General features: G+C 46.7%; 19 protein-coding genes. All 19 read left to right on the forward strand.

Features of this window, described 5'->3' with window-relative positions:
- The first annotated feature begins 9 nt into the window (after positions 1-9).
- The 19 genes from BMW45_RS13625 (at position 10) to BMW45_RS13715 (ending at position 24,069) form a co-directional block, all read left to right on the forward strand.
- A complete protein-coding gene (locus tag BMW45_RS13625) occupies positions 10-1,248 on the forward strand; it encodes a 2-hydroxyacyl-CoA dehydratase subunit D (RefSeq protein WP_092244516.1) in 1,239 nt (412 codons plus the stop codon).
- Positions 1,248-2,366, forward strand: a complete 1,119-nt coding sequence (locus tag BMW45_RS13630) for a 2-hydroxyacyl-CoA dehydratase subunit D (RefSeq protein WP_092244519.1) — start codon at positions 1,248-1,250, stop codon at positions 2,364-2,366. Before BMW45_RS13625 ends, BMW45_RS13630 begins: the two co-directional genes overlap by 1 nt.
- Before the next feature lie 15 nt (positions 2,367-2,381).
- Positions 2,382-3,515 (forward strand): YkvI family membrane protein, encoded by a 1,134-nt coding sequence (locus BMW45_RS13635; protein WP_092244523.1) that lies wholly within the window; start codon positions 2,382-2,384, stop codon positions 3,513-3,515.
- 40 nt (positions 3,516-3,555) lie between these two features.
- Complete coding sequence (locus BMW45_RS13640) at positions 3,556-5,139, forward strand: AMP-binding protein (protein WP_166433352.1); 1,584 nt, start codon at positions 3,556-3,558, stop codon at positions 5,137-5,139.
- Between the two features lie 12 nt (positions 5,140-5,151).
- A complete protein-coding gene (locus tag BMW45_RS13645; protein WP_092244529.1) occupies positions 5,152-6,294 on the forward strand; it encodes an acyl-CoA dehydrogenase family protein in 1,143 nt (380 codons plus the stop codon).
- A 27-nt stretch (positions 6,295-6,321) separates the two neighbouring features.
- The gene (etfB, locus tag BMW45_RS13650; RefSeq protein WP_025234382.1) at positions 6,322-7,107 is read left to right on the forward strand and encodes an electron transfer flavoprotein subunit beta; all 786 of its coding nucleotides are present in this window, start codon (positions 6,322-6,324) and stop codon (positions 7,105-7,107) included.
- 26 nt (positions 7,108-7,133) lie between these two features.
- Positions 7,134-8,315, forward strand: coding sequence for an electron transfer flavoprotein subunit alpha (locus BMW45_RS13655; protein WP_092244532.1), 1,182 nt, complete (start codon positions 7,134-7,136; stop codon positions 8,313-8,315).
- 14 nt (positions 8,316-8,329) lie between these two features.
- Positions 8,330-9,574, forward strand: a complete 1,245-nt coding sequence (locus BMW45_RS13660) for a CaiB/BaiF CoA transferase family protein (RefSeq protein ID WP_092244534.1) — start codon at positions 8,330-8,332, stop codon at positions 9,572-9,574.
- A gap of 366 nt (positions 9,575-9,940) precedes the next feature.
- On the forward strand, positions 9,941-10,978 hold the full coding sequence (locus BMW45_RS13665; RefSeq protein WP_092244537.1) for a LacI family DNA-binding transcriptional regulator: 1,038 nt from the start codon (positions 9,941-9,943) through the stop codon (positions 10,976-10,978).
- Positions 10,979-11,283: 305 nt separating this feature from the next.
- Entirely contained in the window at positions 11,284-12,714 is a 1,431-nt protein-coding gene (locus BMW45_RS13670; RefSeq protein ID WP_092244540.1) for an ABC transporter substrate-binding protein, read from the forward strand.
- Between the two features lie 118 nt (positions 12,715-12,832).
- The gene (locus BMW45_RS13675; RefSeq protein ID WP_092244543.1) at positions 12,833-13,702 is read left to right on the forward strand and encodes a carbohydrate ABC transporter permease; all 870 of its coding nucleotides are present in this window, start codon (positions 12,833-12,835) and stop codon (positions 13,700-13,702) included.
- Positions 13,703-13,712: 10 nt separating this feature from the next.
- The gene (locus BMW45_RS13680) at positions 13,713-14,555 is read left to right on the forward strand and encodes a carbohydrate ABC transporter permease (protein WP_092244546.1); all 843 of its coding nucleotides are present in this window, start codon (positions 13,713-13,715) and stop codon (positions 14,553-14,555) included.
- A gap of 72 nt (positions 14,556-14,627) precedes the next feature.
- The gene (locus BMW45_RS13685) at positions 14,628-16,763 is read left to right on the forward strand and encodes an ADP-ribosylglycohydrolase family protein (protein ID WP_092244549.1); all 2,136 of its coding nucleotides are present in this window, start codon (positions 14,628-14,630) and stop codon (positions 16,761-16,763) included.
- Positions 16,760-18,904 carry an ADP-ribosylglycohydrolase family protein gene (locus BMW45_RS13690; protein ID WP_092244552.1) on the forward strand — a complete coding sequence of 715 codons (2,145 nt, stop codon included), beginning with the start codon at positions 16,760-16,762 and terminating at the stop codon, positions 18,902-18,904. The genes BMW45_RS13685 and BMW45_RS13690 overlap by 4 nt, the downstream gene beginning before the upstream one ends.
- An 80-nt stretch (positions 18,905-18,984) precedes the next feature.
- Positions 18,985-19,887 (forward strand): carbohydrate kinase family protein, encoded by a 903-nt coding sequence (locus BMW45_RS13695; protein ID WP_092244555.1) that lies wholly within the window; start codon positions 18,985-18,987, stop codon positions 19,885-19,887.
- On the forward strand, positions 19,797-20,813 hold the full coding sequence (locus BMW45_RS13700; RefSeq protein WP_242883020.1) for a nucleoside phosphorylase: 1,017 nt from the start codon (positions 19,797-19,799) through the stop codon (positions 20,811-20,813). The genes BMW45_RS13695 and BMW45_RS13700 overlap by 91 nt, the downstream gene beginning before the upstream one ends.
- 4 nt (positions 20,814-20,817) lie before the next feature.
- Complete coding sequence (locus BMW45_RS13705) at positions 20,818-21,771, forward strand: nucleoside hydrolase (protein WP_092244561.1); 954 nt, start codon at positions 20,818-20,820, stop codon at positions 21,769-21,771.
- A 47-nt stretch (positions 21,772-21,818) separates the two neighbouring features.
- Complete coding sequence (locus BMW45_RS13710; RefSeq protein WP_092244564.1) at positions 21,819-22,943, forward strand: nucleoside 2-deoxyribosyltransferase; 1,125 nt, start codon at positions 21,819-21,821, stop codon at positions 22,941-22,943.
- Positions 22,936-24,069 carry an SIS domain-containing protein gene (locus BMW45_RS13715; protein ID WP_242883021.1) on the forward strand — a complete coding sequence of 378 codons (1,134 nt, stop codon included), beginning with the start codon at positions 22,936-22,938 and terminating at the stop codon, positions 24,067-24,069. The genes BMW45_RS13710 and BMW45_RS13715 overlap by 8 nt, the downstream gene beginning before the upstream one ends.
- The last annotated feature ends 21 nt before the right edge of the window (positions 24,070-24,090 follow it).

The following is a 24,090-nucleotide window of genomic DNA, read 5'->3' on the forward strand; positions in this document are numbered from 1 at the left end:
GAATTTTTCATGGGAGAAGGAGAGAAAAAACCAAAGTTTACCATTGATCCCAATTCAGCCAAGTTTAAGCTGAACGAGATTGTGGCAAAGCACTACAAGGAGGTCCAGGAGGCAAAGGACAGAGGAGAAAAAATCGGCTGGTGCGCCAGCAATTTCCCTCAGGAAATTTTTCAGACCTTAGGCATTAAAGTGTGCTATCCCGAGAATCAGGCAGCAGCGATTGCGGCAAGAGGAGCCGGACAGCGGCTGTGTGAAATTTCAGAGGCGGAAGGTTATTCCAATGACATCTGCGCTTATGCAAGGATCAGTCTGGCACATATGATGGTGGGGGAAACTCCGGAGCAGAACATGCCTCTGCCGGATTTTGTACTTTGCTGCAATAACATCTGCAACTGCATGATCAAATGGTATGAGAACATTGCAAAAGAGCTTAACATTCCGCTGATTCTCATTGACATTCCCTTTAATCCTGATTACGAGGTTTCAGATGCCCAGGTAGCATATGTCAAGAGCCAGTTTCTTGCTGCCATTGAACAGCTGGAGGAAATCACCGGCAAGAAATGGAGTGAAGAGAAATTCAAGGAGGTTATGGAAATCTCGAACAGGACTTCCAGAGCATGGCTGGAGGCTACAGCCTATACCAAATATACCCCTTCTCCACTTAACGGCTTTGACCTGCTTAATCATATGGCGGTTGCCGTCTGTGCCAGAGGGACCGTGGACGCTGCCGAAGCTTTTGAAACCCTGCTGGAGGAATATAAAAAGGCAGTGGAAGAGGGAACCAGTACCTTCCGTGCAGAGGAAAAATACAGGATCATGTTTGAAGGGATTGCCTGCTGGCCTCATTTAAGAACAACGGCCACCGGCCTTAAGTCCCGGGGAATCAACATGGTGGCAACCATTTATGCCGATGCCTTTGGATTTATTTATGATGACTTTGACGGCCTGATCCGTGCCTACTGCAACGTGCCCAATGCCATGAACTTAGAGCATGCCCGGGATAAGAGAGAAGCGATTGTAAATAAGACCCATGCAGAGGGGCTTCTGGTTCATACCAACCGTTCCTGCAAGCTTTGGAGCGGCTTTATGTATGAGATGAGCCGCCAGATCGGAGAGGACTGCCAGATACCGGTCACCTCTTTTGACGGTGATCAGGCAGACCCGCGAAACTTCTCGGAAGCCCAGTATGAAACAAGGGTTCAGGGGCTGACAGAAATCATGGAATCCAACAAAGGGGGGAAAGATTGATGGCAACATTGAATGAATTATTAGAAAATTTTCATGAAATTGCATGTTCACCGAAAAAACAGCTGAATGCTTATCTGGAGCAGGGAAAAAAGGTTGTGGCTTGTGTTCCTGTCTATACTCCGGAAGAACTGATCCACTCCATGGGGCTTGTTCCTATGGGAGCATGGGGAGCGGATATTGAGTTAAAAGAGTCTAAAAGATATTTTCCTGCTTTTATCTGTTCCATTATGCAGAGCATTCTGGAACTGGGAATCAGTGGAGAATACAAAGGCATTTCAGCCATCGTGATTCCCTCCCTCTGTGATTCTTTAAAGTGTCTGGGACAGAACTGGAAATACGCGGTAAAGGACATTCCCTTTATTCCCATGACCTATCCCCAGAACCGGAAGCCGGAGTCCGGAAAAGAATTTACCAAAGCTTCCTATGAGCGTGTGATAAGAGATTTAGAGGCGATAACCGGTGAGAAATTCAGTGAAGCTTCCCTGGCCCGGTCCAATGAGATCTATAATGAACACAATGCGGCAATGAGAAAGCTGACAGAGGTTTTAGAACAGCATCCTTCCATCACGGCAGTCCAGAGAAGAGATATTTTTAAAAGTGCTCATTTCATGCGGAAGGAAGAACATACAGCACTGGTCAGCCAGCTGATGGAGGCTTTGTCAGAAGCAGAGGAGAAGGAAAGCAAAATCAAGGTAATCACCACCGGAATCCTGGCAGACAGCGATGGACTGCTTAAAATCTTTGATGAACATGGACTGCAGATTGTGGCAGATGATGTTGCCCATGAATCCAGGCAGTACCGTACGGATGTCAATCTGGAACTGGAACCTTTGGAAGGACTTGCAGATAAGTTTTCCCGAATGGACCATTGTTCTGTCCTGTACGATCCGGAAAAGAAGAGAGCCGGTTATATTGTTGACCTGGCAAAGAAGTACAAAGCAAAGGGTGTGGTCGTTCTTCTGACGAAATTCTGTGATCCGGAAGAATTTGATTATGTAATGGTAAAAAGAGCCTGTGCAGAGGCAGGAATTCCTATCATTCAGGTAGAAGTAGACAGACAAATGGTAAATTACGAGCAGGCAGGAACGATGATAGAAGCATTCATAGATATGCTTTAACAGGAGGAGAAGGATATGATCGATAAAAATAAAATGCCGGTAGCCGTGGGCGTTGCTTTCGTATGGTTTACAACACAGTTTGGCGGAGGGTTTGCTTCCGGTGCACAACTGGTTCAGTATTTCGTTGCCTTTGGTATTTGGGCGCTAATCACTCCGATTCTTGCTCAGGCAATCGGAGCGGTGTTCCAGTGGTATGGACTTCGGTTTGCAAAGCTTCATGATGCTTATGATTACAGAACCTTTAACAATAAGTTTTACGGAAAATTCGCCCCCATTTTTTCCAACCTTTATGAACTTGTTTACATATTATTGCTTTGCCTGGCTCCCTCTGTTGCCTTTGCGACCGGAGGCTCAACCATGCAGTCCCTTACTGGAATCCCATATATGGCCTGTACCTTGATCATAGGATTGTTTATCTTTTTTGTGACCATTTTCGGAACGAATTTTGTAAGAAAAGCGGCTTCCACATTGTCAGTCATTATCATAGCAGGCCTTTTGATCGTGTACATACCGAACATTATTGTCAGCTGGGGTGATATTGTAAGGAATATCAAGACTTTGGGAGCTGATCCTGCACCTGCTGGCCCGGCCCTTTGGAGCTGTTTTATTTATGGTTCCTTCCAGCTGGCTTCTATCGGGTTGTTATACCAGCATGCGGAATCATTTAAATCGGAAAAGGAAGCCGGAACCAGTATGATTTACGGATTCATCGTAAACTCCGGACTGATTATGCTTTCCACTTTAGGGATTATGGCAGTAGCAACTAATCCGGATTTATCAAAAGATCCCCTTCCGGTTATCACACTGATTAAAGGCGGAGTGGGAGCTGGCTTCATGAATCCTATGATTTCCATCCTCATTATTTTAGGAGCGGTATCAACGGCGGTTAATATGATTGCAGGAGCGGTTCAGAGAGTTGTGGTTGCACTTGAAAAGCCGGAGGAAAAAAAGAATGATGGAAAACCTACGGCAAAAACCTTAATCTGCGCATTGTTATGTACCATTCTTGCATTTGCTATCGCCCAGTTTGGACTTCTTCCTCTGGTAAAAGTAGGATATGGATACCTGGGTTACGTAACCATTGTGGTGGTACTGGTTCCGTTCCTGATCCGAATGATCGGAGAAGCGATGGGAAAAATCGAGAAATAACTGACAGAAACATGGGGCAGAGATTAGCAGGAGAATGAATATGACAGGCCTTTTATCAGAAACAATCGGAGAACTGCTTCATAAAAGAGCTGTTCTTACGCCGAATGGAGCAGGAATCTGCTACCAGGATCGATGCTATACCTGGAAAGAGGCGGATGAAATTTCAGATTTTTGGGCATCTGACTTTATAAGAAGAGGAATTTCACGCGGAAAACATGTCGCGTTGTGGGGGATTAACAGCCCGGAATGGATCATGGCGTATTTTGCTTTTATGAAGTCCGGGGCAATTGTGATCCCGGTCAATACATGCTATAAGGAACAGGAATTAAACCGGATTTTAAAAGAAGGAGATGCAGACTATCTGTTCTATGGAAAGGGCTGCAACAATGCGGACTATGAACCGGTCATTTCAAAAGCCGGACTTAATCGTCCTGATAGCTTCTTAAAAGGGATCGTTTCTTTGGCCCATCTGTCTGACTGTGAAATGGGGGAAAACAGGGAGGAAGAGAAACGGCTTTTAAAAGAAATGGAGCAGAACTTATCCTCCAAGGATACCGCCAATATACTTTTTACCTCCGGTACCTCCGGTGTTCCCAAAGGAGTGATGTTAAGCCACGAAAACATGGTCAACAATGCAGCCGAAATGGTGCGTTCCATGCATTGGAACGAAAGTGACCGCATGTGCTTATCCGTCCCCCTGTTTCACTGTTTTGGCATTACAGCGGGCATTTTGTCCGCTGTCCATGCCGGAGCGGCGATTTATATCAATCAGTATTATAAGTCCATTGGAGTTATGGAAAACATACAGAAAAATTCCTGCACCATTCTAAACGGTGTTCCAAGTATGTTCCTAGCTATGGTAAAGAACAGCAGGAGAAATGAATACAATTTAAGTTCCTTAAAGAGCGGAATTATCGCAGGTTCCGCCATTCATCCGTCAGATTATATCAATATCTGTGAAGAGCTGAAGATGGAGCATCTGCAGCCTTCCTATGGGCAGACCGAGTCTTCCCCTGCGATTACCATAACCGGGTATACGGATCCAATCTGCCGAAAAGCCCTTACGGCAGGAAAAAAAATACCTTATACGGAATTAAGGATCTGGGATGAAGAAAGAAAAAGCGTTGCCAAGCCAGGCATTGTCGGAGAAATCCAGTCCCGGGGTTATCACATCATGAAGGGCTATTACAACAAAACGAAAGAAGCGGAAAAAGTGCTGGATGAAGAGGGCTGGCTTCATACCGGTGACTGCGGTTATCTGGATGAGGAAGGCTGTCTTTATATAACCGGACGAAAAAAAGAGATGATTATCCGGGGCGGTGAAAACATAGCGCCGGTGGAAATTGAAAACTGCATTCTGGAACTTCCGGAAGTCAGGGATGTAAAGGTAGTAGGAGTTGATGCCCAGGTTCTTCAGGAAGAAATAGCCGCTTGTATCATCATGGAGTCCGGAGCGGAGTTTTCAGATGAAAGGATCAGGGAGCACGTTCGTAAAAATCTGGCGAATTATAAGGTTCCCAAATATGTTTATCGATTTGATTCATTTCCTTTTGGCAACAGCGGAAAGGTTAAGGTCCATGTGTTACGGCAGGAAGTCGAGAAACGGTTAGCGAAAAGAGGTTAAGGAGGAAACAACATGTATTTTACAAAACAGCATGAGCTTGTCCGGAAACTGGCAAGAGAGTTTGCGGAAAAAGAACTGACCAATGAAATCCTCGATGAGGTTGAGGAAAGCGGGACATTTCCGGAGGAAATCCTTTACAAGATGGGAAAGGCCGGATTTTTCGGCATTAAGACGCCAAAGGAATACGGAGGTTCAGGCGGTGATGCCCGCTGTTACGTGCTGGTGATGGAGGAAATGGCAAGAGTCAGCGGAGTTGCAAGCATTTATGTATCTTCCCCCAATTCTCTTTCCGGAGGTCCTCTGTTATTATCCGGCACAGAGGAGCAAAAACGGAAATATCTTCCCTCATTGATAAGCGGAAGCAAAAAGCTTTGTTTTGCCCTGACAGAGCCGGGAGCAGGTTCTGATGCAGGCGGCATGCAGTCGACTGCGGTAAAGGATGGGGATTCCTACATATTGAATGGAAGAAAGACCTTTATCACCATGGCACCTCTAGCAGATTATGCGGTAGTCTACGCAAAGACGGATATGACAAAGGGGACAAAAGGAATCAGCGCATTTATCGTAGATATGAAAAACACTCCTGGAATTTCCTGCGGAAAGCCGGAACATAAAATGGGCGTTATCGGTTGCGCTACCAGCGATATCATTATGGATAATGCAAGGATTCCGGCAGAGAACCTTCTTGGTGAGGAGGGCATGGGCTTTATTAACGCCATGAAAACTTTGGATACCGGGCGTATGGGAGTGGCCGCTCAGTCCATAGGAGTTGCTCAGGGCGCTTTGGACGAGGCCATTAAATATGCAAAGGAAAGGAAACAGTTTGGAAGACGAATCGGAGATTTCCAGGCAATTGCCTTTATGATCGCAGATATGGCGACTAAGCTGGAGGCGGCAAAGCAGCTGGTTTATAAGACAGCCTACTTAATGGATACCCATCAGCCTGCAACCTTGGAAGCTTCTATGGCAAAGTATTATGCTTCTGAAGTCTGCAATGAAATCGCTTCAAAATCCCTTCAGATCCATGGCGGTTACGGCTTTATCAAAGATTATAAGATTGAGCGCATGTACAGGGATTGCCGCGTGTTCACCATTTACGAAGGTACCTCACAAATACAGCAGCTGGTGATTTCTGGAAAACTGCTTAAGAAATAACGACTACACGGAAGGAGTAATGATACGATGAAAATTTTGGTTTGTGTGAAACAGGTGCCGGATACCAATGAAGTAAAGATCGATCCGGTAAAGGGTACATTGATCCGTGACGGAGTTCCCAGCATATTAAACCCTGATGATGCAAATGCCCTGGAAGAGGCATTGAAAATAAAAGACAAAAAGCCTGGAACAACGGTTTCCGTGATTACCATGGGGCCTCCTCAGGCTGATGATATGTTAAGGGAATGCCTGGCAATGGGAGCGGATGAGGCTTATCTGCTCAGTGACCGAGCTTTTGGCGGTGCAGATACCTGTGCTACTTCTACCACCATTGCTGCCGGTATTCAAAAAATCGGAGATTATGACCTTATTTTTGCAGGACGCCAGGCCATTGACGGTGATACGGCCCAGGTAGGCCCCCAGGTAGCCTGGAGACTTGGCATCCCGGTTGTGACCTATGTTCAGGATGTAAAGCTCTGCGAAGAAAAGGTAATCGTACAAAGGCAGATGGAAAATGGATATGAAATTCTGGAAGTCCAGATGCCCTGTCTTCTCACGGCGGTAAAAGAGCTGAATGAGCCCCGTTACATGAGCATAGGCGGTATCATGGACGCTTATGCAAAAAAAGTTACCGTATGGAATCATGAGGATGTGGTACTGGATCCCAAAGACTGTGGTTTAAATGCTTCCCCCACCCAGGTTTTCCGTTCCTTTACTCCCGCTCCCAAGGGAAAAGGGGAGATGCTTAACGGAACAGTGACAGAAATGACAGAACTGCTAACAGAGAAACTGAAAGAGAAGCATTATCTTTAAGACCCAGGAAAAGGAGGAAGGTTCATATGGCTGTAAATGTAATAAAAGAAAAATGCAGGGGCTGTACGATCTGCGTAAAGAATTGCCCGTTTGAAGCAATTACAATGGAAAATAAGCTGGCCGTCATCGGTACTGCCTGTACCGGCTGCGGCGTTTGTTTAGAAAAGTGTCCGTTTGATGCTATAGAAAAGTCAGAAGAGCCAAAGGATACGGTTGATTTATCGGAATACCGGGATGTATGGGTATTTGCGGAACAAAGAGAAGGGGCACTCATGCCGGTCGTAAAAGAACTTCTTGGTGAAGGGCGGAAACTGGCGGATGAGATTGGATGCAGCCTTTGTTCTGTATTATGCGGTAACCATGTGGAAGGACTTGTGGATGAACTGTTTGAATGTGGAGCAGATAAAGTTTATCTTGCGGATCATAAAGAACTGGAATCCTACCGCACCGACGCTTATACGGCTGTGATCCACGACGCGATCAAATCTTATAAGCCTGAAATCGTCCTTTTGGGAGCCACCCACATCGGCCGTGACTTAGGTCCCTGTCTGGCCGTCCGCTGCAATACGGGGCTGACTGCCGACTGTACCAAGTTGGAAATTGATGAGGTAGATAAGAAGATCAAGCAGACCCGCCCGGCCTTTGGCGGAAATTTAATGGCAACCATCGTTTGTCCAAACCACAGGCCTCAGATGTCCACGGTACGTCCGGGAGTTATGGAAAAAGCCGAAAGGCAGGGGGGCCGTAAGGGAGAGATCATTCCTCTTTCTGTAAGTTTTGAAAAAGACGATATAAGAACCCGCATCCTTGAAGTGGTTAAGGAGGCAGGAGAGGCGGTATCCTTAACTGATGCAGAGATCATTGTATCCGGCGGTATGGGTCTTGGCGGAGCCGAAGGCTTTGAACTGTTAAAGAAACTGGCGGATAAGCTGGGCGGTGTGGTTGCAGCAAGCCGTGCAGCCGTAGACGCAGGCTGGATCGACCATTCCTATCAGGTGGGGCAGACCGGAACCACGGTACGTCCTAAACTATATTTTGCCTGCGGCATTTCTGGGGCCATTCAGCATGTGGCAGGTATGCAGAATTCAGAGCAGATCATTGCAATCAATAAAAACCCGGCAGCTCCGATCTTTGAAGTGGCCGATTACGGCATCGTAGGCGATTATAATCAGGTGATCCCTGCGCTTATAGAAGCACTGGACAAATAAAGGAGGGAATTAATATGGGAAAGAAACTGTTAGAAGGAATCAAAGTAGTGGAACTGGCAACCTTTATTGCGGCTGCAGGTGCAGGACGTTTTCTTGCAGACTGCGGAGCAGATGTCATTAAGATCGAATCTGCCAAGGGAGATCCGTTAAGACATACGGCTCCATCCGAAGGAAGGCCTTTGGATATGTATGAAAATACGACCTGGGACTTAGAAAATGGAAACAAGCGCTGTATTTCTCTTAATATGAAGGCACCTGAGGGCAAAGAGGCATTTTTTAAGCTTCTAGAGGATGCGGATGTGCTGATCACCAACTGGAGAGTCCAGGCTCTTGAACGGGCGGGGCTTGATTATGAAACATTAAAGGTGAAATATCCAAAACTGGTTTATGCCATGGTTACCGGCTATGGTGAATACGGCCCGGATAAAGACCTTCCGGGATTTGATTTCACGGCATTCTTTGCAAGAGGTGGTTATCTCCATTCCCTTCGTCAGAGAGGAACGGTTCCAATGAATGTGGTTCCCGGAGTTGGGGATCATAACGTGGCCATGAACCTTGCAGCAGGTATCCTTGCGGCATTATACCATGCAAAAGAAACCGGACAGGGAGAGAAAGTAGAGACCAGTCTGTTTGAGACGGCTGTCTATAACATGGGAATGATGATCCAGGCAGCCAATTATGATGGCCCGGCGAGGGAATACCCCATTAATATCAGGGAGAGTGCCAACCCCTTTAATGCGGCATGGAGAACAAAGGATGACAGATTCATTCAGACCTGTATGCCTGATTATAACACCTACTATAAACAGTTCATGAAAGCTCTGGGAAGAGATGATTTGATGGAAAATGAGAATTACTTCCCAATCCAGAACCTTCAGACCAAAGGCTTGGGTACGGAGGTCTATGATATCTGTATGGAAGCAATGGAAAAGAAAACAGCCAAGGAATGGGTACCGGTTTTAAAGGAACACGACATAGCTTTCAGCGTTGCCCAGTCCTGGGAAGAAATTCTGGAAGATGAGCAGGCATGGGCCAATGATTGCTTTTATAAAATGCAGTACGGCAATGGAAATGTACGCACACTGGTAAGACCGCCGGTCAAATTCCAGGAGATGGGTGTTCCTGAGTACAATGGCGGTCCTCTGATCGGTGAGCAGGGACCGGAGATCCTGGAGAATCTGGGGTACAGCAAAGAGGAGATCAAGGAGTTTCAGGAGAAGGGAATCCTTTATGTATGGAAGGATGAACGGAAAAACTAGATTTGCCTTCGGATATTCATTTGCTCTTTCCAGACTATCAAAAAAGCCGGCATCAGGCCGTTCTTAGTAAAACTTTTTTAATGAAGTTTGGCGTAGCGTAAAAAGCTACGCCATTCCTTCTTTTATCGGTGTATTGAGTTCCGGCAGAAACCCCAACAAATCATAACTGATGTGAATATTCTGCCTGTGTTTTTCCTCTGATTTGTCAGGTGATTCCACAAAGACCTTACACGGCATTATAATGGGTATGTTTACGCTGGCACGGTTGATTTCGCCAAATAGCAGTTGACGCACTTTGATAAATATTATATAATTTGATAAATAATATTTATCAAAAGTGTAATTAACTGAAAGGCTGTGAAACGGATGAAAATAAATGTAAAGGTAAAAGACATTGCCAAGGTGGCAGGAGTGTCACCATCGACAGTATCCCTGGTGTTAAATAACAGGCCTTCCCGCATTGCGGAGGATACGAAAGAGCATATATTCCGGGTGGCAAGGGAGATGCAGTTCCAGAAAGAGACGGAAATTGATTTTACTGAGTTTAAAAAAGTCAGGACGATCGGGCTTATTGTGCCGGACCGCATGAATCCTTTTTACCATCAGCTTGCCGAAGAGATTGCCAGGAACGCTTTTCTAGGTGATTACTCAGTATTCCAGTGCTATACCGGTGACGATATACAGTGTTTCTATACAGCGGTCGAAGGTTTTATGGCGAAAAATATAGATGGAATTATTGTTATCCCACCCAGGACCATGGATAAAGAAAATGTAAAGCTATTAAAGTCAGTGCAAAAGAGCAATGTTCCGATTATGCTTCTTGACAGGGCTGCGTACGGGGTGTTCTGTGACTTTGTCACTGCTGATAATAAACACGGGGGGAAGATTGCGGCGGAGTATATGATAAAAAAAGGCCATACAAGAATCGGCTGTATGATGGCGGAGCAGAACATCTATACTTCCAGAAAAAGGCTGGAGGGTTATCGGGAAGCGCTTGCCGCATATAAGATTCCCTTTGATAAGTCTCTCATATACTATGGAAACTATGATATTGAATCAGGCCGTCAGGGGGCAAAGGAGCTGATTGGAAAAGGAGTGACCGCTATCGTGGCAGGAAATGACTTAATGGCCTTAGGCGTTTACTTATATGCAGAGGAGCAGGGGCTTTCTGTTCCTGATGATGTATCTGTGATCGGCTATGACAATACGGAACTCTGCCGTTTTGCCAGAACACCTCTAACCAGTGTTGATCAGAATACTGCAACCATGGCCTCTAAAGCAGTTGAGGTAATTCTTCGTCAGATTGGAAAGGAAGAGGGTGATGAGGTTCCTGCCCGGAATTATTATTTTACGCCTTATATTGTGGAGAGGGAGTCTGTAAAAGATTGTAATAGCCAGAAATGATAAAATAAAGGTAAATAATGGGAATGAATTGATTGATATGCAGTCAATTCATTCCCATTATTTTTTTTGCTATAGATTTTATCGGGGTGGTAAATTTGTGAAAAGCAGAGTTTTTATAATTATGTATGGATTTATTGAAGATATTATGAGATAAATCGTCGGAAACATAAGAGAAAAACTCATTCAATTCCTGTATTGACAAAATTAGATAAAATGATATAATAAAATCACTAGAATATTTATCATATATTTATCAAATGATCGATGACGCCGTAAACCAATTAGTGAAAAAGGAGAAGTTAGCTATGAAAAAAAGAATTCTTGCAGCAATATTGTCAACGGCAATGATTGCAACTATGGTATCCGGATGCAGCATTTCCACAAAGAGCACGACAGAGCCGGGAAATACAGCTGAGAATGCCGGTAATGGGGAAACACCGGCAAAAGCTGAAAGCGGAGATTTAAAAAACCGCGAAGTGATTTCGCTGTGGTTCTGGGGGGCGGAACCATACGCACAGGAAGCAATGCAGAAGATTCTTGCTGACAAGTATAATGCTTCCCAGGACAAGTACATACTGGCCTTAGAATTCCGCCCGTCTGTGGATACGGATATGTCCACAGCATTAGCAGCCAACCAGGGCCCGGATATTGTATACGGCTCCGGTCCATCCTTTGTTATGCCGTTAGTAGAGGCCGGCAAGCTGGAACCGCTTGATCCGTATGCGGAACAGTACGGCTGGAAAGACAGGCTGCTTCAGCCGTTTTACGACTCCGGTACTGTAGGAGGCAAGCTTTACAGCCTGACAAGCGGTGTCAGTACCGTGGGCGTATTTTATAATAAGAAGGTGCTTGCGGATCATGGATGGGAGGTTCCAAAGAGCATTCAAGATATGGAAAAAGTTATGGATCATGCGTTGGAAAAAGGCATGTATGCTTCCGTAACAGGCAATAAAGGCTGGAAACCGGTGAATGAAAACTATGCGTCCCTGTTTTTGACCCATATTGCCGGTCCGGAAACCGTATACAAATGCTTAATGGGCGAGGAAAAATGGAATAATCAGGAGATGCAGGCGGCAATTAACAAGTCAAAGGAATGGTGGGATAAAGGATATCTGGCCGGCAAAGATTACGTGAATTTGAACTTCAGTGAATCTTTACAGATTCTTGCCGATGAGAAATCCCCGTTCTTCATAGGACCGTCCATCGCATTCCAGTGGGTAGCCTCTTTCTTTACCGGGGATAAGGCTGAGAATATCGCATTCATGCCATTCCCTGCCACAGAGGAGGTGCCGAATGAAACATATACGCTGGGAGCTTCCTGCACATTATCGATCAATGCGAATGTCTCTAAAGAACATAAGGATGAAGCGGCTAAGATCATCGATATGATGATGCAGCCTGAATTTATGAAGGAGATGACAGCAGCCTGGCCGGGATATTGGGGCACGCCATTAAAGGATTTATCAGCAGTTGATACAACCGGTATGGGATACCTGTCAAAATCATTTGTTGATGTTGTGAAGAATGTGTCTGACGCTGTGAATAAAGGGAACTTCGGCTATTATGACAACGTGTTTTTTCCGGCTGCAACTCAGCAGAACATGGTAAATATTGAGGATGTGTGGTATAACACGATTTCCACATCGGATTATCTTGATAAAGTAGATAAAGATTTTTCATCGGAGTTGGCGAAAGGGCTTGTACCTCCGATTCCGGCACCGGCAATGAATAAATAAAAGAAGGAAGCAAAGCTTATGCGTAATTGGAAGGGCCGACATGTTTTAACAGCATATCGGCCCATTCCTGCAAATGGGCGTTGTACATCAATCCATAAAATGAAAAGGAGGACACGCCATGAAAAGCAGCAAGATAAACTGGAATTATCTGCTGATAGCGCCGGCACTGTTGATCAGCGTCATGATAATTCTGGTCCCTGGTGCTATGACGATAGGCTATTCTTTTACAGACTGGAATGGGATATCTCCCAATGTAAACTTTATCGGCCTGCAGAATTTCGCAGAGTTATTCCATGACAAGATATTCTTTCTGTCCATCCGCAACAACTTGATCTGGACAGTCATGTTTCTTACCATACCGGTCTGTATCGGCATGCTGGCAGCCATGCTGCTGCTGTCGAGAAAAAAGACGAGAAGTATTTACCAGGTGGCATTCCTGATCCCATATGTATTAGCACCGGCGGTCAATGCCATGCTGTGGTTGAATATCATATTCAGTCCTGTGGTCGGCATTGTAGCATATTTGAAGAATTTCGGGATCGATTTAGGTTCTCCCTTAGCAAGTATGAAAAGCGCAATCTTTGCCTGTGCAGGAGTTGATATCTGGCATTACTGGAGTTATCTGACGGTCATCTACTTAGCGGCATTAAGGCAGACTCCCACAGACCAGGTGGAGGCGGCCAGGATCGATGGCTGCAATGGCTGGCAGCTTTTTCAGTGGATATATCTGCCTAATATAAGGGCAACGGTCAGTCTGATGTTCGTTATGATTGTAATTGGCTCGTTTCTTGCTTTTGACTATGTAAAACTGCTGACCGGCGGCGGCCCCGCGCATTCCACTGAAGTTTTAGGCACATATGCCTATTCGTTTGCGTTCAGTGAGATGAAGGTAGGAAAGGCAGCGGCAGTTGGCCTGTTTATGAGTTTTTTCGGGTTGATTGCGTCCCTGGTTTACACGAAAATGAGCCGCAGCGAAGAGATGAAATAGGGGGGATATTATGGCAGCATCATCTGGGAAAAAGAGAATAGGGATCAATATCATCATCCACGCGGTTTTGCTTTTGCTGGTTGTTATATGTCTCTTCCCTATTGCATTGGTATTCATTAACAGCTTTAAGACGAACACGGAGATTGTGGGAAGTCCGCTGACACTTCCTACCGTCCTTCACTTGGAGAATTATATTCAGGCGTGGAAATACGGCAAGTTTTCTCAAGGGTTTATCAACAGTGTCATGCTGACCGGCTGTACCATTCTGATTATTCTGTTTTGTTCTACACTTGCTGGTTATGTTTTGGCGGGCTACCGGATTAAGGGTACCGGTATTATACTTACGTATTTTATGGTGGCTATGACAGTTCCGATTCAGCTGTTTTTATTTCCTTTGTACTATACGTTTGCAAAGCTGAAGCTGATCGGCAACATTCCGGCAACCAGCGTGATTCTGGCAGCCATGTTCATGCCCTTATCTGTATTCCTTATGAGGACATTCTTTTTAAATGTTCCCAGGGAACTGGAGGAAGCAGCAAGGATTGATGGAGCCAACACGGCACAAGTTATCTGGCACGTGATGAGGCCGGTGGTTTCTCCGGGAATGATTACGGTAGGGATTCTCGTGGGATTGCAGTCCTGGAATGAATACCTGGTATCCAGTACGTTCCTGCAAGGAGCCAGGAATTTTACGGCTACGCTGGGATTTTTGTCCATGAACGGCAGCTATGGATCGAATATGTCCGTGTTGATGGCGTCTTCGGTTATCCTGATTGCGCCGATCGTCATCTTCTTCCTGTTCGCACAGAAGTATTTTGTTGACGGTATGGTCAGCGGGGCTGTCAAGGGTTAGGAGTGAAGAGGTTTTTACGGACCATAAAAGAGCGGAACCAGGCAAACGGGAGAAGAATGGAGGAAGGGATACGTGAAGAACATAATACGGTTTAAAAATGACATTTACGCAGGTGTTTTGGGGAAAATCATAGGGGTCTACCTCGGCCGTCCGGTAGAAGGGTGGACATATGAAAAAATCTACGAACAGTTTCATGAGATTTACTATTATAAAAACCATAAGACAGGGGCACCTCTCATCGTTCCGGATGACGATATTTCCGGCACGTTCGCATTTTTCAGGAGCTTAGAGGATCATGAATATGATCCGGAGATCACAGCGGAAAACATCGGAGATACATGGCTTAACTATATTATTGAGAATAAAACCATCCTATGGTGGGGCGGGCTTTCCAGAAGTACGGAACACACCGCATACCTGAGGCTGAAAAATGGTATAAAAGCGCCGCATAGCGGTTCCATGGAACTTAACGGCAGAAGCATGGCGGAGCAGATTGGCTCTGAAATCTTTATCGATACCTGGGCCATGGTAAATCCCGGAAATCCGGCAAGGGCAGCAAAGATGGCAAAGGCGGCGGCCAGCGTCAGCCATGACGGGATTGCAATAGACGCGGCGGTTTACCTGTCGGTCATGGAAGCCATGGCATTTGTGGAAAAGGATATCAATAAACTTCTGGATGAGGGGCTTCACTATGTAGAGAATCCGGAGTTTAAGAAACTGGTGAGTGATCTGAGGGAACGTTGTGAGTCGGCTTCCGACTGGCGGGAGGTAAGGCAATGGATCGCAGACAACCACGGCTATGAGCGGTATCCCGGCAACTGTCCCGTTGTGACAAACCATTTAACCCTACTGATGGCATTCATTATGGGCGGAGACGATTTTAATAAATCATGCATGATTGCCTGCAGTTCCGGCTGGGACACGGACTGCAACTCCGGCAATGTAGGCTGTTTAAACGGAATCCGCCTGGGACTTGACGGCTTTACAAAGGGAGCAGATTTGAGGAGGGCGGTGGCTGACCGCCTCTATGTGGTGACCAGTGACGGCGGTTCCTGCATCTCTGACGCGGTTCTGGAGACCAGAAAGATACTGGCGGCTGCGTGCAGGCTGGAATCGGAAGAGGCAGTCCAGCCTAGAGAACGCCTGGCGTTCGAGTATCCGGGTTCTGTGCAGGGTATCATCCCTTATGACCAGGAAGTGGAAGAGTCAGCACTTGCCGGAATTGAGAACTACTATGAAAAGTCAAAGGAATATGGATGCAGGATTTCCTTTAAGGGCCTTGGGGCAGGCGTCCACGCTTCTGTATGTATAGATACCTTTATTGACCTTGCGCCAAAAGGAAAGGAGGGGACAAGTTATTTTGATGTGCTCTGTTCTCCGGCCCTTTACAGCGGCCAGGAGGTGACTGCCAGGGTTTTAGCCCCTGAAACTGACAATCCTTCTTTTGAGTTTTTTATCGTCTACTTTGACGGAGATGACCAGGTAAAGACGCTGTATGATACACCGGCAGCTCTTATAAAAGGGGAAAACGTGCGGACATGGACCATTCCCGATGTTGGGGGCCATGCCATTTACCGACTCGGTATCCGTTTAAAGAATGAAAAGCGCCTAGAAGGATCCATTGTTTTAAAATCCCTGGACTGGTCAAACGTACCTGTCTTTTACCGGATGGGCGGCTCCATGGAGATGACGCCTTCCTTGACGCCGTGGACGACTACGACTGCATGGATGAAGACGTTCGTATCTTCCGCAGACAATTTCTGCCCGGATTATACGACCACCTTTTCCATATCCCATGGGGCAGAAAACGGAGTCGTAACAACGGGTACTTTAGACTGGGACAATTATTCCGTCAAGTCCCGGATTACATTTTCACAGCAGGACGGAGCCGGGCTTGTGGTCAGGGCGAAAGGGCACAGAAGATATTACGGAGCAGTCTTAACAAAGGGAAAAGCCGTGATTTACAGGCAGAATCATACGAAGCGTGTTGTGATAAGTTCTGCAGATTATGAATTTCAGATTGATAATACCTATGAACTTCAATTTACTGTGGAGAGCGGGAATCTTACCTTGTATGTGGAAGGGAAACCGGTAGTTACAGGAACAGATAGCCATTATCACAGCGGCGGGGCCGGATTCGTGGTGGACTCCGGTGCGATTCTGGGAGATGGGTTTGAAGTAAAAAGGATTGGGGGAAAACAGGTATGACAGGTTTAAATTCTTGCGTAGATAAATACAGAAATCAGATATACGCCGGGGTTTTGGGGAAGCTGATCGGTGTATATCTGGGCCGCCCGGTAGAAGGCTGGAGTTATGAGAAAATCCGGGATACATTTGATGAAATTAAATATTATGTCCATGAAAAGACTGGCGTGCCGCTGATCGTCGCTGACGACGATATATCCGGAACGTTTGCGTTCTTCCGCGCAGTAGAGGACTATGGATATGACAGGGAGATACCGGAAAAAGCATTTGGCGATACGTGGCTAAACTACATTATTGAGAATAAAACCATTTTATGGTGGGGCGGGCTTGGCCGCTCTACGGAGCACACGGCCTTCCTGAATCTGAAAAACGGCATGGAAGCGCCGGCAAGCGGTTCTGTCGAAACAAACGGCAAGACGCTGGCAGAGCAGATTGGAGCGCAGATATTCATTGATGCCATTGCCATGGCTTGCCCGGACGATCCGGATTTAGCGGTGGAACTGGTAAGAAAGGCGGCCGGAGTCAGCCATGACGGAATTGCGCTGGAGGCGGCCTGTCATCTGGCGGCACTGGAAGCAATGGCGTTTACGGAAAAAGACGTAAACATTCTTTTGGACCGTGCTGCGTCATACATACAGAATCCGGTGTTAAAGGATATGATTGCGGACGTAAGAGATATCTGCAGCAAGGAATCCGATTGGCGGAAGGTCAGGGATTACTTAGACCCGAAATATGGCTATCAGGTATTCCCAGGCTGCTGTCATATGGTCCCAAACCATGCCATGGTAATTGCTGCAATCCTCCTGGGAGGGGATGATTTTCAAAGATCCATTTCCATTGCGGCTTCGGCTGCGTGGGATACGGACTGCAACGCTGGAAATGTGGGAGCGTTTAATGGGATTCGGCTGGGGCTTTCAGGGATTGACGCAGGAGCGGATTTCCGCACACCTGTGGCGGACCTCATGTATGTGGTGACCTCTGACGGCGGTTCGGTCGTGACGGATGCGGTGTTGGAGAGCCGGAAGATTATAAAGGCGGCGGCAAAGCTGAAAGGCAAGGACGTAGAACTGCCTCCGGAGAGGTATCGTTTTGAGTTCCCAGGGGCGCTTCAGGGGTTTGCGCCCTGTGAGTTTGACCATGGAATTATGGCTCCGGTGAGACTGGGAAATATTAATGAGGTTTCAGACGAAAATGGCCTGATGATTCATTGCAGCCATGTGGCAGATGGAGTGACAGCAAACGTTTCAACACAAACCTTCATCGATTTTTCCAAGCTGGCGAAAAACTTTTCCACGGTCGCGTCACCCACCCTTTATTCATCCCAGAAGGTTGTGACGGAAGCCGGGGTTCCTGACGGGGGAAAAGTAACTGTCAGGCCTTATATCCTGTATTACGATATCAATGACCAGATACAGGTTATGTACGGCGGTGCCACACTCCTGGAGAAGAAAAGGCAGCGGTTTGAATGGGTTGTTCCGGATACGATGGGCATGTCCATCTATAAGCTTGGCTATGAGATTGCCAGCAGAAAACGGTTTGACGGAGATGTTGTGATTTATTCCATCGACTGGAAGGGGGCGCCCACGAACTTTGCACAGCGGGGGATGCTTATGACCTCCATCTGGAATACGAACCCGCTGTGGCTGGCCGGATTTGCCAGTTCAGCCGTCCATTTTGCAGCTGATTTTAAAGATACATACTGTATTTCCAACATTGAGGATGATGGTCTGGTTACGATTGGGAGCCGGGAATGGGAGGATTACAGCGTTACTTCTACGGTTACCTTTAGTTTACATAAAGCAGGAGGACTGGTGCTTAGAAGCGTGGGGCATAAGCGGTATTATGGTGCAGCGCTTGAGGGATACGAGAAGGCCGTCGTTTATATGCAAAAGGATAAGAAACGGGTGATTTTGGGTGAAGCTCCGTTTTCCTACGCGGAAGATTCCAGATATGAGCTGACCTTTGCTGCCCATGGCGGAAAGCTGACCTTTTCCTTGAATGGAGAGATGGTAATACAGGCGGAAGATGACACTTATGACTGTGGCGGAGCCGGTTTTACGGTATCCGGAGGAACGATGACATGCGACAGCCTGATTATTTCTGTGGGCAACGAGCCAAGCGGACAAGCCCGCATATCCATTTGACAACTGCCGCATGAGTTAAATACCCAGGCAGGGTATTTGATTTCAAAATAAAATGAATGAAGTTAACCAGGAGGCGGAATATGGATTATATTGTTGCGTCAACGACCGTTACGGATGAAATCCGGTTTGCGGACGGGAAGACAGTGAAAAAGGTCGCAGGAGGTGCAGGAATCTATGCGTTATGCGGGATGAAGCTTTGGTGTGACAACGTTATGCCTGCGACAGGTGTGGGAAGGGATTATCCCGATCTTTATAGTGAATGGTATCGAAAAAATAATATTTCAATGGACGGCTTGATCTGTAAGGACGATAAGACGCCCTACAATGTAATTCAGTACTTTGAAGACGGAGAAAGGAGTGAGACACCCTTATACGGGGAGGATCACTACAGGCGGGTAGAAGTGACGCCGGATGAACTGCTGCCCTATTTTCAGAGCGCCAAAGGGATCTATCTCTTTAAAAACAGCAACCCGGTATTCTGGGATCAGATACTGGATTTAAAGAAAGAAGGGGGCGCTGTTATCATGTGGGAGATTGCGTGCGATGTTACAAATCCGGAACACTTAGAAGAGATAAAAGGAATTGCCCGGCATATTGATGTTTTTTCTATCAACTTATCGGAAGCGAAAAATATGTTTGGTGTTGATACACTGGAAGATGTGGTGGAACGGTTTAAGGAGTGGAAACTAAGGCTGGTGTTCCTGCGGCAGGGATCCAAAGGGGCGATAATGATTACGCCTGATGAAACGGTTTGTGTCCCTGCAGTGAAGAATGTGGATGTGGTGGACCCGACTGGCGGTGGCAATAGTTCCTCAGGAGCTGTGCTGTATGGATTTTGCAGCGGCTATTCGCCAAAGAAGTGCGGTCTTATGGGGAGCATTGCGGCTGCCATGTGCTTAAAACAGTATGGAGTGCCGGAATCCATCGGGCAGGTGGAAAGGATAGCAGCCCAGGAGATGCTCCGGTCAATGGAGAGCATGTAGATGATGATAAGAAAGATGGGTGTATAAAGAAGATGAAAAGTGATGAAATCAGGAAAAAGCCATCTATTCGGCTGATCCATGACCAGTATGAATACTATAAAAATGTACCGGAGCGGGGGCTTATGATCAAGGGGCGCCCGGCTCTCACCCAGATTGATCATGAGAAGGTGGGAGATTTTGTATTGATTGCCGTCAGGGATCCTCTCTGTGCTTATGATGAGGATCCGGCAAAAAAGATTGCGGACAGGCTTTTAGATGCCCAGCTGATCGGAAACTCCGGCATGTTCACATCCTATACAGGAATGTACAAAGGGGCGAAGATTACGGCAGTGAGCGGCGGAAGCGGATCTCCGGAGATGGAACTGATCCTTTATGATTTTATGGAATACACGGATGCGTCCACGTTTCTGCGAGTCGGTGGTTCCGGAGGGATCGGGGATGACGTGAAGCCAGGAGACGTGGTGATAGCCAGTGGGATTGTAAGAGAGGAAGCCATGACAAAAGCCTACATACCGGCCGGTTATCCGGCTGTGAGCCATTACGAAGTGGTGCAGGCCATGGTAAATGCTGCAGAGGAACTTAAAGCGCCCTATCACGTAGGTGTCACCCTGTCTGTGGACAGTGACTTTGTGGGAGGCGGGCGTCCCGGCGTGGGCGGTTACATGCAGCCGTGGAATATCGAAATTGCGGGAATATATAACCGTGCCGGTGTGCTGAACGGTGACAGGGAATCCGCGGCCATCGTCACCTTGTCTGCTTTGTTTGGGCGGCGCGGCGGCTCCGTTTGTTCCGTGGCAGACAATTTATGCACCGGGGAGAGCTTTGAAGCGGGAAGCGGCCATAACTATGCCATAGACATCGCCTTAGAAGGCTGTGCTCTGTTAAATGAGATGGACAGAAAAAAGGAAGAGAAAAAAAGAGGATAAAACAATGAGCGTAAAAAAAGTAATTATTGACTGCGATCCTGGTATGGATGATTCTATGGCCATTGTGATGGCGTGTAAGTCAGAGGCACTGGAGGTAAAAGCAATTACCACGGTGAATGGCAATTACCCGGTAGATGTGACGAGTAAAAATGCCTTAAAGGTTCTGGAACTGATCGGGAGGACCGGGATACCGGTAGGAAAGGGCATGTCGGAGCCTATGGTACGCCAGTCGCCAAAGGATCCGTTTACCCATGGAAAAGATGGGCAGGCGGAGAATTTCCTTCCGGAACCTGTAACACCGTTGTGTAAGAAGAATGCAGTTGAATTAATCATTGATACGGTAAAAGAGAATCCTGGGGAAATCTACATTCTATGCACTGCTCCGATGAGCAATGTTGCTATGGCAATGAAACAGGCGCCTGAGATTAAATCCATGATTGCCGGCATCTATGCCATATCCGGTGCATTTGGCCTTAATAAATATGCTTTTGCCAATGCCACGGGAGATACGCCCCAGAGTGAGTGGAATGTATATGTTGATCCGGAAGCGGCTGAAATCGTCTATCATTCAGGCGTGAAGCTGGTAGCCCTGGGGCTTGATGTTGCAACCCATTTTGATGTGAATCTGACGGAGGAAGATATTGCTATGCTGGAAGCCAGTGAGAAGCCGGAAGCCAAATTCCTTCTGCAGGCGATCCGGTTTGTAAACGGGAGAGGCTTCGAGACATACTGCGCGGTAATCGATTGTATGGCAGTGGCTTATGCCATTGATCCGGCACTGGTAGAGACAATCAAAGGACATGTGGGGATTGAAACTCACAGTAAGCTGACCCTGGGGATGACAGTGCTTGACAGAAGGCACCATCATGTATGGGAAGACTTGCCTGTGATTGAAATCGGTGTCTCCGTCGACTGTGAACGATTCCTGAAGCTATTGATGCAGCTTGTGCTGGCCTGAACTTATTTGCGGAGCAAGGAATTGGCATAGAGAAAGGCGGTAGATAAATGTTTAAGAATGAAAAAATTTATATAGCAGGCCCTGAATGTTTTTATACCGGAGGATTTAGCGTGTTAAACGCAATGAGACGCAGAGCGGAGAGCCTTGGCTTTGGGGTAACATTGCCCAATGACCATCCGCTGGATATGGAAAATCCGGTGCTTCATAAACGGGCGGACAGCATTTTTGAAGATTTAAAGGTGGTGATGAATGAATCCACTGCAATTATTGCAGACCTGGAGGCATACCGGGGATCGGAACCGGACAGCGGCACTGTCTATGAGATAGGGATGGCCTATGCCAGGGGAATTCGCTGTTATGGTTATACCAGAGATAAGCGTTCACTGGCGTGGAAGGACCAGAAATATGTGATGAAAGACGGGAAGGTATATGATGAGCACGGAAAGCCCTCGCCATACATGGAACTTCCGTTTTCCCCATGTATTATCGGCTCTACCAAAATCGTGGAGGGTGATTTTGACGACTGCCTGAAAATGCTGATGACGGATGTGGAAGAAGATTATAAACGGGAGGCCAAACGAGACCGTAATGTTTTTGAATCCCTTCGTCCGAGTGAAAGCCGCGGGAAAAGACCGGTTGTGTACCTGTCCGGACCGGAGCGCTATGACACGGATGCGGAGCAGAAATATGAAGCCATGAAAAAAATCTGTGACAAATACGGTATGGATGCATGTTCCCCTCTTGACTGGGCAGATGGGGTGGAAAAGATCGAATCGGACAATCCATATACCGCTGCAGCCAATGTATTTGACAACTGTCAGCAGCAGGTCAGGAACTGCGACTTAATCGTAGCCAATTTAAATGATTACAGAGGATATGAGTGCTGCAACGATACAGGATTTGAATGCGGCATGGCATTCCAATTAGGAAAGACACTGTATGGTTACATGGATGACACCAGGCCAATGAAATACCGTATTCCCCATCTTGGAGAAGACAGGGAATTCCGTGATATGAGCGGCTGCAATGTGGAAAACTTTGACTATCCGCTGAACCTGATGTTTGGCTGCTCTATGAAAATCTTTGAGGGTAAATTTGAAGCAATGATCGAGAAAGCGGCAGAGGATTTTTTAAAAAATGCAGCAGATGATAGGAGGAGTTTTCATGAATAGCGAAAATGCGTTGGTGCGCCAGGTACTTAGCCTGCCGGAATTAATTGAACAGCAATACAATGATTTAGAACCAAAGGCAAGAAAAGCTTTATCAACTCCGGAGATCTTTGGCATTCAGCGGATTATCCTTACCGGATGCGGGGATTCCTATGCGGCCGCACTGGCAACAAAGCATGCTTTTGAAATGCTGACGAACCTGCCTTGTGAAGTGGTTCCAGCCATTGAACTTAGCCGTTTCTATTCCAGAAAGCAGCTTGGGTTTGCGCCGAATAACCCGCTGGTCATCGCTGTTAGCAACTCGGGAGGTGTTTCAAGAGTAGGAGAGGCCATCCTGGCGGTAAGAAAGCATGGTGCGTTTGTCCTTGGTATTACGGGAAAGAAAGACAGCCTTTTAGGACAGAGCGCAGATAAAATCCTGGAATTGAATCTCCCGCCTTTTGATGCGGCGCCGGGAACACGCTCCTATATGGTGTCTGTGATGTCGCTTCTGTTGATCGCTATCCGGATCGGGGAAGTGAAAGGCTGCTATACCATGGATGAAGCCATGGATATGAGGTTTGACATGGTACAGCAGGGAAGAGAACTGGGAAGATTGCTTCCTGGGATGACAAAACAGGTAAATGACATTGCAGAGCAGTGGAAGGAGATGGAGGTCTACGATTTTGTGGGAAGCGGTTTTGACTATGCAGCCGCCTGGTTTGGCCATGCAAAGATATTAGAGGCCATTGGAAAGCCTGCCATGCATATCAATTCAGAAGAATGGCTGCATTTGAATTTCTTTATGCGTAAGGTAGATAAAATCGGGACCATCATAATAGCCAATACCACAAATCCGGCCATGAGCAGAAATAAAGAACTGATCCAGTTTGCCCATGCCCTGTCCAGGCCGCTTATGGTGATAACTGACGGCGGTAAAGAAGATTTTGCTGTAGACACAAATTATGTAAAAGTGCCAAAGACAAAATATCAGATTCTTATGCCCTTAACCCAGTATGTGCCAATCTGCCTTTTGGCAGGCTATATAATGGATATGATCGGCGAAGTGGCTGGAAGAGGCTGTGAAGGGGTATGGCATATTGCGGATGGCGCTCATTGTATCCATCAAAGTAAAATTGAGATTATATAATAAAAGATGGAGGACGAGGTC

The sequence above is a fragment of the Lacrimispora sphenoides genome (assembly GCF_900105215.1).
GTDB lineage: Bacteria > Bacillota > Clostridia > Lachnospirales > Lachnospiraceae > Lacrimispora > Lacrimispora sphenoides_A.

Coding starts and splice junctions, on each gene's coding strand:
- BMW45_RS13625 (WP_092244516.1), top strand. CDS start 10: ATGGGAGAAGGAGAGAAAAAACCAAAGTTTACCATTGATCCCAATTCA.
- BMW45_RS13635 (WP_092244523.1), top strand. CDS start 2,382: ATGATCGATAAAAATAAAATGCCGGTAGCCGTGGGCGTTGCTTTCGTA.
- BMW45_RS13655 (WP_092244532.1), top strand. CDS start 7,134: ATGGCTGTAAATGTAATAAAAGAAAAATGCAGGGGCTGTACGATCTGC.
- BMW45_RS13670 (WP_092244540.1), top strand. CDS start 11,284: ATGAAAAAAAGAATTCTTGCAGCAATATTGTCAACGGCAATGATTGCA.
- BMW45_RS13675 (WP_092244543.1), top strand. CDS start 12,833: ATGAAAAGCAGCAAGATAAACTGGAATTATCTGCTGATAGCGCCGGCA.
- BMW45_RS13695 (WP_092244555.1), top strand. CDS start 18,985: ATGGATTATATTGTTGCGTCAACGACCGTTACGGATGAAATCCGGTTT.
- BMW45_RS13690 (WP_092244552.1), top strand. CDS start 16,760: ATGACAGGTTTAAATTCTTGCGTAGATAAATACAGAAATCAGATATAC.
- BMW45_RS13705 (WP_092244561.1), top strand. CDS start 20,818: ATGAGCGTAAAAAAAGTAATTATTGACTGCGATCCTGGTATGGATGAT.
- etfB (WP_025234382.1), top strand. CDS start 6,322: ATGAAAATTTTGGTTTGTGTGAAACAGGTGCCGGATACCAATGAAGTA.
- BMW45_RS13710 (WP_092244564.1), top strand. CDS start 21,819: ATGTTTAAGAATGAAAAAATTTATATAGCAGGCCCTGAATGTTTTTAT.
- BMW45_RS13715 (WP_242883021.1), top strand. CDS start 22,936: ATGAATAGCGAAAATGCGTTGGTGCGCCAGGTACTTAGCCTGCCGGAA.
- BMW45_RS13680 (WP_092244546.1), top strand. CDS start 13,713: ATGGCAGCATCATCTGGGAAAAAGAGAATAGGGATCAATATCATCATC.
- BMW45_RS13645 (WP_092244529.1), top strand. CDS start 5,152: ATGTATTTTACAAAACAGCATGAGCTTGTCCGGAAACTGGCAAGAGAG.
- BMW45_RS13665 (WP_092244537.1), top strand. CDS start 9,941: ATGAAAATAAATGTAAAGGTAAAAGACATTGCCAAGGTGGCAGGAGTG.
- BMW45_RS13660 (WP_092244534.1), top strand. CDS start 8,330: ATGGGAAAGAAACTGTTAGAAGGAATCAAAGTAGTGGAACTGGCAACC.
- BMW45_RS13630 (WP_092244519.1), top strand. CDS start 1,248: ATGGCAACATTGAATGAATTATTAGAAAATTTTCATGAAATTGCATGT.
- BMW45_RS13640 (WP_166433352.1), top strand. CDS start 3,556: ATGACAGGCCTTTTATCAGAAACAATCGGAGAACTGCTTCATAAAAGA.